Source organism: Hafnia paralvei (genome assembly GCF_020150375.1).
GTDB classification, from domain to species: Bacteria; Pseudomonadota; Gammaproteobacteria; order Enterobacterales; family Enterobacteriaceae; genus Hafnia; species Hafnia paralvei.
Genome location: NZ_CP083737.1, coordinates 866,131 through 878,079, shown reverse-complemented (window position 1 = coordinate 878,079; position 11,949 = coordinate 866,131). Strand labels below are relative to the sequence as shown.

6 protein-coding genes are annotated in these 11,949 nt (G+C 44.0%); all 6 read left to right on the top strand.

The window, feature by feature from the left end; translation table 11 throughout:
* Positions 1 to 655: 655 nt before the first annotated feature.
* The 6 genes from fdhF (at position 656) to K9N75_RS03970 (ending at position 11,875) form a co-directional block, all read left to right on the top strand.
* Positions 656 to 2,800: a formate dehydrogenase subunit alpha gene (gene fdhF, locus K9N75_RS03995; RefSeq protein ID WP_224452245.1), complete on the top strand. Its 2,145-nt coding sequence runs from the start codon at positions 656 to 658 to the stop codon at positions 2,798 to 2,800.
* Between the two features lie 267 nt (positions 2,801 to 3,067).
* A complete protein-coding gene (locus K9N75_RS03990; protein ID WP_224452244.1) occupies positions 3,068 to 4,813 on the top strand; it encodes a type VI secretion system baseplate subunit TssF in 1,746 nt (581 codons plus the stop codon).
* A gap of 9 nt (positions 4,814 to 4,822) precedes the next feature.
* Positions 4,823 to 6,913 (top strand): type VI secretion system Vgr family protein, encoded by a 2,091-nt coding sequence (locus tag K9N75_RS03985; protein ID WP_224452243.1) that lies wholly within the window; start codon positions 4,823 to 4,825, stop codon positions 6,911 to 6,913.
* A gap of 3 nt (positions 6,914 to 6,916) precedes the next feature.
* Positions 6,917 to 8,131: a DUF4123 domain-containing protein gene (locus tag K9N75_RS03980; RefSeq protein WP_224452242.1), complete on the top strand. Its 1,215-nt coding sequence runs from the start codon at positions 6,917 to 6,919 to the stop codon at positions 8,129 to 8,131.
* Positions 8,118 to 11,006: a T6SS effector BTH_I2691 family protein gene (locus tag K9N75_RS03975; RefSeq protein ID WP_224452241.1), complete on the top strand. Its 2,889-nt coding sequence runs from the start codon at positions 8,118 to 8,120 to the stop codon at positions 11,004 to 11,006. Before K9N75_RS03980 ends, K9N75_RS03975 begins: the two co-directional genes overlap by 14 nt.
* 14 nt (positions 11,007 to 11,020) lie before the next feature.
* Complete coding sequence (locus K9N75_RS03970) at positions 11,021 to 11,875, top strand: hypothetical protein (RefSeq protein ID WP_224452240.1); 855 nt, start codon at positions 11,021 to 11,023, stop codon at positions 11,873 to 11,875.
* Positions 11,876 to 11,949 lie beyond the last annotated feature (74 nt).

The following is an 11,949-nucleotide window of genomic DNA, read 5'->3' as shown; positions in this document are numbered from 1 at the left end:
TCTACGAATGCTTAAACTAAAAACCGGCCACGCTTTTTGTTTTGATTTTGACCTTTTCCGGCACGTTGTTCTTCAGCCGAAGGGAGGAATGAAGGCTAGGATTCGCCGACAGGGACGTCGGCGAAAGAACGACGGAGGCATGGACAAATTTGCCTGGAGCAAATTTGAACAACGCTTGCGTTGGCCCCGAAGGGGTGAGGCGCAGGGATGCGCCGAATACTCGCGATTGCCGTTCGTTCCGTTAAGGCCGGAATGACGAGATTCGGGCACCTGCGAAGCAGGCTGAAGAACGGTGCCAAGCTGGGGTGTTGGGGGGCAGCGATTGGCCCCCCAACTCGGACGCCTGCACGGAGTGTATGTCGGTTTCGGTACATTAGGCGTACGAAACCTCACACTGCTCCCATTCCCATCCCCCATCAAATATCGACAAAACTGTCGAACTCGTCACCTCTTTGATGATGTCGATCAGCATACTCCTCCCCCTAGACCCCTTATAGTTCAAGGCATTAGCCATCCCCCTCAAGGGGTATCAAATTGGCACAGTACATGCATATAAATAGGGTGAATAAACATTAAATAACGCTTGGATTGCCGAGCGATATGAATATGAGCCGGGTTCTGTCCCTTCCGGCTGAATAAAATAGGAGCAATGTTGATGAAGAAAGTCATCACGGTCTGCCCTTATTGCGCATCAGGTTGCAAAATTAATCTGGTGGTCGATAACGGTAGAATCATTCGCGCTGAGGGTGCGAATGGCGTGACGAACCAAGGCGAGCTGTGCCTGAAAGGGTATTACGGCTGGGATTTTATCCACGATACTAAAATCCTGACTCCGCGCTTGAAGTCACCAATGATCCGTCGTGAACGCGGTGGAAAACTGGAAAACGTCTCATGGGAAGAAGCCATTGAGTTCGCCAGTTCCCGTTTACTGGCTGTGAAAGAGAAATACGGCCCTGACGCTATCATGACCACCGGTTCTTCCCGCGGTCCTGGTAATGAAACTAACTATGTGATGCAAAAATTTGCCCGCGCAGCCATCGGCACTAACAATGTCGATTGTTGCGCGCGCGTCTGACACGGCCCTTCGGTTGCAGGTCTGCAGCGATCGGTCGGTAACGGCGCCATGAGTAACTCAATCGTTGAGATTGAAGATACTCAATGCATTTTCGTCTTCGGTTATAACGCCGCAGACTCCCACCCTATCGTGGCTCGCCGCATCATCAAGGCGAAAGCGAAAGGGGCTAAAATTATTGTTTGCGACCCGCGTTTCATTGAAACCGCGCGTATCGCTGACATTCATGTTCCGCTGAAAAACGGCTCTAACATTGCACTGCTGAACGCTTTGGCACACGTCATCATCGAAGAAAATCTTCACGATCGTGAGTTCATCGAACAGCATACCGAAGAGTTTGAAACCTTCCGCGATTTGGTGGTGCCATACACACCAGAATCGGTTGAAGAGATCACCGGTATCAGTGCTCAGATGATCCGTGAAACAGCCCGCATGTATGCCAAAGCACCAACGGCAACCATTCTATGGGGCATGGGTGTTACCCAGTTCTACCAGGGTGTAGAAACCGTGCGTACCTTAACCAGCCTAGCATTGCTAACGGGTAATCTGGGTAAAGCACACGTCGGTGTAGGCCCAGTTCGTGGACAAAATAACGTTCAGGGTGCCTGCGACATGGGTGCGCTGCCAAACACTTATCCGGGTTATCAGTATGTGACTGACGAAGCCGCTCGTGAAAAATTCGCCAAAGCCTGGGGTGTTCCATCCCTGCCAGCGAATATCGGTCACGCGCTGAGCGAAGTACCACATAATATCGATCACGGCTTGATCAAAGCACACTACGTGATGGGTGAAGATCCGCTGCAAACCGAACCGGATCTGGCCACTATCCGCCGTACTTTTGAAAAGCTAGATATTCTGATTGTGCAGGATATCTTCATGACCAAAACCGCCGCGATTGCAGACGTTGTACTACCTGCAACCTCTTGGGGCGAGCATGAAGGGGTATACACCGCAGCCGACCGTGGTTTCCAACGCTTCTACAAAGCGGTAGAGCCTGAAGGTGATGTCAAACGCGACTGGGAGATCATTAGCCTGATGTCCACCGCGATGGGTTACCCGATGCACTACAACAATACGCAGGAAATCTGGGATGAACTGCGCGAACTGTGCCCGATCTACTACGGCGCGACCTACGAAAAAATGGCCGATTTGGCCTACATTCAATGGCCATGCCCAACGCTCGACAGTCCAGGAACGTCATACCTGTACGAAGGCGGTAACTTCGATACGCCGAACGGGAAAGGCCAGTTCTATACCTGCGAATGGCGTCCGCCGATTGATAAAGTCAGCGACGAATTCCCAATGGTGCTCGCTACCGTACGTGAAGTAGGCCACTACTCTTGCCGCTCTATGACCGGGAACTGTAAAGCGTTAGCCGCATTGGCCGATGAGCCGGGGTATATCCAAATCAACACCGCAGATGCCGAACGTTTTGGCATCCGCGACCAAGAGCTGGTTTGGGTACGTTCGCGACAGGGTAAAGTCATTACCCGCGCAGCGGTCAGCGATCGTCCAAATAAAGGGGCGGTCTATATGACGTACCAATGGTGGATCGGTGCCTGTAACGAACTGGTAGCAGAAAACCTGAGTCCGATTACCAAAACGCCTGAGTACAAATACTGTGCTGTCAGCGTTGATGCAATCAAAGATCAGGAAGAAGCCGAACAGTACGTAGTACGTGAGTACGACAACATCAAACGTCGCCTGCGCGTAGCCGCTGAAGGATAAGTTTTTCAGCCAAAGTTGAAACCAACGCCCAACATTGCTTAACTGCAATGTTGGGCGTTTTTTTATGCAAAAAAAATATCAGAAAGATAAGCAAAAATTATCAATATGATAATGAAGAATGGTAATAGAAAATTAACTCAATATTAAGTTTTAATTTTCCCGTAATTGTTTTAAATAACATTATTAACCATCAAAAAAAACGCATTAAATTCACAACGAGAATGCGTTTGCTAAAAAATATATTAAACATAATTTACTAAGAACAATATGAATCCATTCGAGAGCTATTTCCGCACCGAGATGGAGTATTTGCGTCTACGTGGCATTGAAGTATCCAGAGATCACCCGAGGCTAGCACCGTTTCTGGCCGGCGGTAGCGATCCCGACGTAGAGAGATTATTTTCTGGGTTTTCGTTTTTATCTGGGCATCTAAAGCAAAAAATTGAAGATGGCATACCTGAAGTTACCAATCCTCTGCTATCAAAAATCTGGCCTATGCCACTAAGACCACTCCCTGCGACGAGTATTGTTCAGTTTTTTGCTGAACTCAATGACATCGGTTGTGCAGATGAATACCCATGCGACATCGCTGAGAATAGCCACATACACACCTCACAACATGAGCCACCAATAACTTTTATTACTCGTTCCCATCTCCACATAGAACCGATAGCCGTACAAAATAGGACGATGATTAAAGAACTGGATAAAAACGAGATCACACTATCTTTTCGGCACTATGGCTCTAGCGCTACATGGTCACCAGGAAAAATCATATTATTTCTAAGCCATGATAAATCCACTGCAGCGCTACTGAAATTATGGTTCTCCCAATATCTAACAAAAACATATATATGTTTTGACGAGCAACGAATCCGAATTAATTCCCCGATTGAGGAATGCGCCCCTAACGCCAGCAAACTCATTATTCCCGCAGAAAATGAGCGTTATTGGGCATTACAGGCATTTGCTGAATATTTGTACTTCCCGCATATATATAACTTTATAACTCTCAATCTCTCATCAGAATATAAAGCTATACCATTGACCAAAGACCGAACTGTTTCTATTACTTTTAGTTTTAATAAACAACTGCCCATAGAAAATATAGATGATGCTTTTATCCTCCACTGCTGTCCGGCAGTCAATTTAGCAGCTAAAAACACACCTGAAATCTACGTTCCTTTTGGCAAAAAAACCTGTCTGCTAGAGGAACAGAACGTATTCAAAGTCTCAGGTATACATGCTAATCAAGAGCCTGACACAACAAACACTGGGAGCAATATTCAGTTTGTCCCCCTGACCAGCGCCACCGTGCCGTATTCTATGCCATTGGATGATAGCGCCACTCAACGTTATTTCTATTCGATACATGAAGAGACTCAAATATCGGGTCAACACCAGAGCAAAATCCAATTTTATCTGGCAAATGGTCAACTCGAGGATACCCAACTCCCCCCCTTAGTTTGCCATTACATTAGCTGGGATCCTGCTGCGTCTCATCTGGACTCAGGCAAAATAACGATGACAGGGGAAGAGATTCCGAATGAGCTATCGGTAACTAACCTCACGCCCTGTTCGCAAGGCTATAGTGGCATAACTGATAGCCATCAACACTGGCGTTTACTCTCGCTGTTATCATTCAATTATTTAGTGCTCAAAGACACCTCTCATCTAAAGGATTTACTGCGCCAGTTTGATTTTCATCAGCAAAGCAACCTCACCCAGAGTGAATTTATTCAACGCAGCATTGAAGGAATCACGTCGGCAGTGACAAAACCAATGGATTGGCTGGTGAAAGGAAGCCCCAACAGGGGAGTTTCTGTCACCTTGACACTTAATCCTGACTGTTATGCCAACGTAGGTGAGATGTATCAGTTTGCCGTCTCACTGAGCTACGTATTATCCGTTAGTCAAAACACCAACAGCTTTATTCATTTAGACGTTATCAACCAGCGAACTAACGAACGGTGGCATATCGGCCATGTTCAAGGTCATCACCCAATGTTGTAAGGATATGTTATGAAAAGAAAAACAGGGCTGTTTTTCACTTGCAAAATTGGTGGCTTAGCTGCCGAGACATTTGACGTAGCTGAGTTTCATCTTAATGAGGAACTCTGCGCGCTCTTCACACTAACACTGACCCTAGTGAGCCCTCGCAACGACATCGATTTAGATCAGCAGCTACTGCAGCAAGCATCGTTGACGATTAACGTGGATAATGAAGAACAACGAACCATTACTGGCGTGGTCGCAAGCGCCGAACGAGGCGATAGCGGATTTCGACGGACATTCTACTACCTTACTATTCGCCCTGAAATGTGGGCCATGACGCTAAATCAAGACAGCCGCATTTATCAACTACAATCCGTACCCGATATCTTACGCGCGTTACTACAAAAAAATAATGTGCAATCTAACTGTACCCAGCTTCAAGACACACATCAAACTCGGGAATATGTAACGCAAAAACGTGAGTCTGATTTTGACTTTTTCCATCGCCTTTCATCCGAGGAAGGCATTATGTATTGGTTTGATAATAAAGGATTGTGCTATAGCGACACCCATTTAGGTATGCTGGTCGCGACATCTCTGACATACAATCCACATCCAAAGAGTGCGATTCAAGGAGATATTATCCACTCGCTGCGCTTTGGTGCTCATATGCACCCTGAGCAAGCCATTCACAAAGACCGCAACTATCATCGACCTTCGTATGCTTTAAAGCAGCAAGCCAGCACTAGAAGTGGCGGACATTATTCCGTCTTTGAAAGCTATGGACGTTTTCAACAGGATGCAGAGGCAGCACCATTGGTGCGTTATCGCATGGAACAATTACAGGCAAATGCGCAGATGGGCACAGCTCACTCCAATTGTATTAAGCTCATGCCTGGTCGAATTTTCACCATCATCGAACATCCCGTTGAATCAATGAATGACCGCTGGCAAATCGTCGCAATTGACCATCATGGGAAAATGCCCGAAGCGCTGGAAGAAGAAGATAATGGCGGTGGTACCACGCTCACAAATCAGTTCACTTTTGTACTGGGTCGCAATGACTGGCGTCCAGCCTATCGTTACCGACCTCAGGCTGACGGAGATGAAGTCGCCACCGTCGTTGGCCCCTCAGGTGAGGAAATTTACGTTAATGAAGATGGCTGTATTCGCGTTTATTTCCATTGGGATAGATACAACAACGCGGACGAAAAGGCGTCATGTTGGATACGCGTTGCTCAAGGCTGGAATGGTAACGGCTTTGGTATGATGGCAATCCCCAGAGTTGGGCAAGAGGTGATCGTTTCCTATCTGAATGGCGATATTGACCGCCCTATTGTCACTGGATGTACCTATAACGGAAAAAACCGTCCACCTTATCCGTTACCTGGTAATAAAACCAAGATGGTATTGCGTAGCAAAACCTATAAAGGCGGTGGCTATAACGAGCTTTCTTTTGAAGATGCAACGGATAACGAACAGGTTTATATTCGCGCCCAAAAGAACCAACTCAACACCGTCAATAATGACGAAACGACTCAAATTGGTCATGACCGCTCAGAAACCGTTGGTAACGATGAGGTAGTCAACGTCAACCATGACAGAAAAAACATCACTGGCCACGATGAAACCTGGGAAGTCGGCAATGACCGGCGTACTACGATCACTCACGATGATTATCTGGTTGTTACTCGCAATCAAAAAATAGAGATTAATAAAGACTATATTGCGAACATTGGCAATCATCGTAAAGAGCAGGTAACAGCAAACTATCAGATAGATACTGGTGGTAATTACACCCATCGCGTGGTGGGTGAGTCTCTACATGACGCTAGTAAAAAGCTGCAACAGAAAAGCCCCCAAATTTTACATGATGCCAGTGAAAAAATCGTACTGCGGGGACCTGCAGGCAAAATCACCCTCGATGCAAAAGGAATAACGCTTGAGGGAAACATATTCCTGAAAGGTCTTGTGGCCGCAACGATGGGCGCAGCACCTTCTTTCTCTGGAGCCCCCTCACAATCGCCCGAAGAGGGCAAACCCTTTGACGACATGTGCTCTATGCAACCTGATGGTAGCTGCCCTTTGGATGACTGCCCATGCGAGAAAGAGAAATAAATAATGTCGTTGCGCACAAATAAACGTGAAACGCCAAACGCATTGAATACTCAGGAACTCAAAGCCGCCTTATGCGATTTTCCGATTTATTTACTGCTTCAGCCGCGCATTATCGAACATCTCACCTATAACGGCTTGCAGAAGCACGATGATGTTTTTCCGCCAGCACCTTCGCTGATAGAAATCATCAAGCAAAGCGATCCCTACATCCTGTATCACTGGATTTGGGAGGATACTCGCTACGATCGAGAAAGGGAGAAAGGTCCACTTTTGATTGAAGTAACAGAAAACGCGGCCACCCTGGAACAATTCATTGCCTTATGGGGACAACATCATGCTGGTCTAATTATTCACAGCACAAATCCTATTGATGAATTAGTGTCACATTTGGCCGCAGTATCCACGCTGGTAATGAGCAATGGTCACTGTGTGCGCTTTAACTGGCTGCCAAATTCTCTAGATGACATACTGAGCGCACTGACTGCCAAGAAACGCGATCGTTTGATTGGCCCACTACAAAACGTGTATTACTACCACAGTGGCAATAGCCAACATCCTTGGCGGAAATATCAATCACAATATCGTGAAACGCTATTTTCTCCAGTTCTGAAACTAACCTCTCGCGAAATAAAGCGTATTTCTCTCGCCAAACATCAAAAGTCAGACGCCCTATTAGCTCGAGAGCTATTAATTTGTTCGGACAGCACTGAAGAACATTACCCACGTGCATTACAACTGGTAAAAACTTGTCAGCATCAATTGCAAAAATTTAATATTCAGCGCCAAGAGCATGTTCAACGCTTCATTCATACATTCTTTGCCCACATGATACAGATGAACCATGAGCGCTCAGTATGTGTGCTTGCCAACCTGCAACAGCCGGTAGTTGACCGCCTCGACGCTTTGGATTATCTGATTCACAACCCGCTAGGATACTTTACTAGTGAATATTTTTATCACCAGTTGATGAGTGATTGGTTGCTGATTCCAGAAAATAAGCAGAGGTATTTTTATGATGCCACCAATGCTGTCCTAACAACCTACCGACCACCAGAACAGAATGTTAGTGAAAGCCAGATACGTGAACAATTTTTGCAAAGTTACGGCACCTCCATCCAGTTAGCCAAGCACATTGTGCAAAACAACCTTCCACCATTATCAGTACGCAGGGAAGCACAGCGATTACTTTCAGGAGATCTTTTTTATGGCAACCACTGATAACGTTATTTCAGCCAAACCTTGCACCAGCGCTAAAGGGCGTATTCCCCTAGTCCCCGTTCGTTACGGAATTGTGCCTAAAAAACCGGATGACACCCAGCAGTTTGCATGGGAAGGCTGTGGTTTTACGCTCGAAGAAGGTTTTATCTGTATTGCTGAACTCCACTGTTCAAAATACACTCTGCGCGCATTACGTGGCGGTTATGTTTACACCTATATGTCCTCGCCGGAAAAAGGCAAAAAGCTAATCATCCACGAACATGAGGGTAACGGGCTCTATCAAGAACTTCTGATACAAAACTTAGAGCAATACGGTTCCACCAATTCTTACGCTAGCGGCAATATTAGTCACAACATCTGGATTGAAGCCGATGCCACTGAAGTATGGGTTGGTTATAGCCCCCATCTGTGGACTCAAAAACAAGTCAGTGACATTTTAAGCAGTATCGCCTCACGCCAACTTTTTATGCAGCCAGTTGATCCAGCAGAGCTTGTTAATTGTAGCGAATCTTTTTCAACCCAAAAAAACATCATGCCTCTAGCTGCGCTAGAACAATGGGTTGAAGAGTACAAACCCGCCGATATAAGAATTGATATGAGTTGGAGCCAAGGTGAATGCTACCAAACCGATCTCTACACGCTCAAGTCAATGGCTGGCTATTTCAAGCAATACGCTCCAAAGGTTCCGGCGGTGATTGCCTTGCTGGATGCGGAAGGTATTGGTATCGACACAGGTTCTATTGCCAAGCTATATGCACATCAAACTGCCGATGTAAAAGCCCAAGGCTCCGGTTCTAATCTCCCACTGGCACTTCAGTTAAACGTGAGTAAATTACAGAGACCCAGTGAAGATTTTTACCAAAAAAATGCAATCAGCGAATTAATATTTAATACCTTAATTAGCTTAAGTGCATCAAAAGGGGATGAGTCGCTGGTGGATGGTGAACGCGATCTATCACACTATATGCTGCTGACGGATGAATCTCGTAGTAAGGGCGGCCATAGGTTTGCCAAACGTATTGATCAACAAAAATTTATGGCTTTTCTAGAAGAGAAGAAACAAGTTCAAGATGATTTAGAGATTATGATAAAGCGGGCTCGGCTTTCCGCAATCGATCATCACGCATGGCTAAAAAGTACCGAACAACAATACCAATATATGCGACTGTCAATCGCCTGTGCTTTAAGCAGCTATGACCGTTATTTCAAAGCATCAGCTTATTCCCTAGAACTATCTATTGCAATGATTATTGACGGTGCTGGTTTTCCGCTTCCAGGACAAGAGGATAAAGATCCACGCACTACATTGTTCATGGATTGGATTAACGATGCTAATAGCCCTTTAAACCAAGCATTGCTCGCGTATAGACCTTTTGAAAAAGATGCAAGTACAGCAGGTGTATGGGTAAGTGCGCCGGATTTAATTATTCAGACCATTTCTAAAAAACTCAGTTTTATTAAAGCCACACAAGGTACCGATATTATTGCTAAAAACATCCAGACGACATTGTTAAAACTAACTAAAGGAAGAAAATCTTGGGATAAAATTGCCAGCCTAACTAAACATGTAGAACAAGCAATAGAAGAAAATAACGCAACTAAGTTACTAGGAGTTCTTCGTAGTCGCTATAACATCACCAGTGATGTTATAGAAGCAGTTCCTGCGATAAAAAACCTAGAGGTATTGACTGAGAGTAATATGCTGGCGATATCAGAAAGCACTAAAGCATCTATTTTCTCTGGTCCCAACAGACGTGATCTGAAAGTTATCACTGAAACAGAAATACGTGCAAAATATAATGAAAATTATGTTGCAGGAAAAAGAAGTGCACTATTTAGTGTAGCAATCGTCTCACCTGGAGTATTGATTTTTGCCAGTATTTATTTATTCAGCGCTCTAAAAACATGCCAAGAAAAACCCACAGCGATTAATATAAGCAGTTTTATGGCAGCAGGACTAGGGGAGTTGGCAACAATAAACGCAGCGCTGGTATCGGTAAAAAATTTAGCCGTGCGCGAAAGTTTAGATGCTGGAATCGCTGTTGCAGGAGAGTATTACGTAAAACTGATACCAAGATTACTTGCTTCAGATGTTGCTGGATTAACTTTCGGATGGGGCGCAATTATTTTCACATTTATAACTGACATATTGAAATCCATAAAAAATCAAACTGATGGGAAATACTTCAGATTAGGATCTGCTTTTCTTATGCTTTTCGGTTCTGCGCTCCTTTTACACATTGGCGGATTAATCAGTACAATGGCACTAATTCCTATTATTGGATGGGTAATACTTGGTATAACTTTAATTGGTGTTGGTATATGGCTTGGGCTAGAGGCCGATGAAAGAAATCACACACCTTATGAAGCTTGGGTCAATCGCACAGAGTTTGGTATACTAATGGCAGATGAAAACTCCGATAGAGACCTGCATAGGTGGGGATCGCTAAGTGAAACGTTACAAGAGTACTTCAACATTCGCTATAAACCCATTATGGTCGATGCCACACTAGCTCAATATCTAAAACATCCTACTGTTTATTCTCAGTGGTTACCTGAAGAAATAATTAGTAATAAGTTTGGAATGCAACCACCTAAATTTGTTCTTTATTTTCCAGACTATATAAAAGGAATTAGTGATATTAGAGATATATCAACCGGTTATCTCATAGAGGAAGCGCCTCAGACAAATGGGGGGATTCTCCTGCGTTTTAGCAAAAATGACTCGTCTCCAAATGGAGGTCAAGCCCGATTGGATTTAAAATACCAGCCCAATACTGGAGATACAAATGAAATGGTCATTATTTCAGAAAATAAAATGGATCCAGAACTATACATGCGTTCAATTCCATCAATTACATATTACAGGCCTTAGCTCTAGGAATTAAAATGAATAACATAACAGACCATAATAAAAAAATTGAAATAGCAGTTAATAAATGTTTTGTCTCCATGAGTAAAAACTGCCTTGAAATTAGGCCACGAGAGAGACTTTACTGTATATTTCATGGTATGTTTTTTCTACTCGTAACATTGCTCACTCACGTAGGAGCATGTTATATGCTATACGCTACTTATATTAATGGATACGATGATGACCTATTATTAATAACATCTCTCATGTTGTTTTTATGTATTATTTCCTGGGTATTTGAGTATACATCAACATCAGTCATCACAAAAACATCAAATATCGTATTCAATCGAAAAACAAGAGAATGCTACACATATTACAACAACAAAAAATACATTAACAATGTCGACGATGTTATATTCTCAGGTGGTGCCAGCACAATAATATCGCTTTTCCGCCGTGAAAAAAATGGAACTATATTAACCAAAAACATATCGATTGATGATGGATACAATATAAAAATAATCATGGATTACATCAATAATTTTATCAGAAATGGGCACAGTGAACTTCCCATCCCGACTAAATTAGCATGGACAGATATAGGCTGTTCAAACGTTTCAATTTCTCCTTGCAAGGCTTTACGTCATTATGCTCCTTGGCCATTTTGTTCTAAAATAACCGATCCAGAAGAGAAAGCATTGAAAATATATATGTGGCCATTATACACATTTATTATGTTCCCGATTAATATGTTCTTTGCACTCCTTTGGTACCTTTTCACCAAAATATTCAACATCAAACCACATCCAGTACCCGAAGAAGCCTACAAAGGTGACGACAGCATCCGCGTAACGCCAGAAATGGCAGCTAGAGGGATTAGGCCTTAGCATTAGAGAAATAAAGCCATCACTAAAATATAAAACTAGAATATAGCAGTAACATCTGAGAATTTTTTATAAAA

Coding starts and splice junctions, on each gene's coding strand:
- K9N75_RS03990 (WP_224452244.1), top strand. CDS start 3,068: ATGAATCCATTCGAGAGCTATTTCCGCACCGAGATGGAGTATTTGCGT.
- K9N75_RS03985 (WP_224452243.1), top strand. CDS start 4,823: ATGAAAAGAAAAACAGGGCTGTTTTTCACTTGCAAAATTGGTGGCTTA.
- K9N75_RS03980 (WP_224452242.1), top strand. CDS start 6,917: ATGTCGTTGCGCACAAATAAACGTGAAACGCCAAACGCATTGAATACT.
- K9N75_RS03975 (WP_224452241.1), top strand. CDS start 8,118: ATGGCAACCACTGATAACGTTATTTCAGCCAAACCTTGCACCAGCGCT.
- K9N75_RS03970 (WP_224452240.1), top strand. CDS start 11,021: ATGAATAACATAACAGACCATAATAAAAAAATTGAAATAGCAGTTAAT.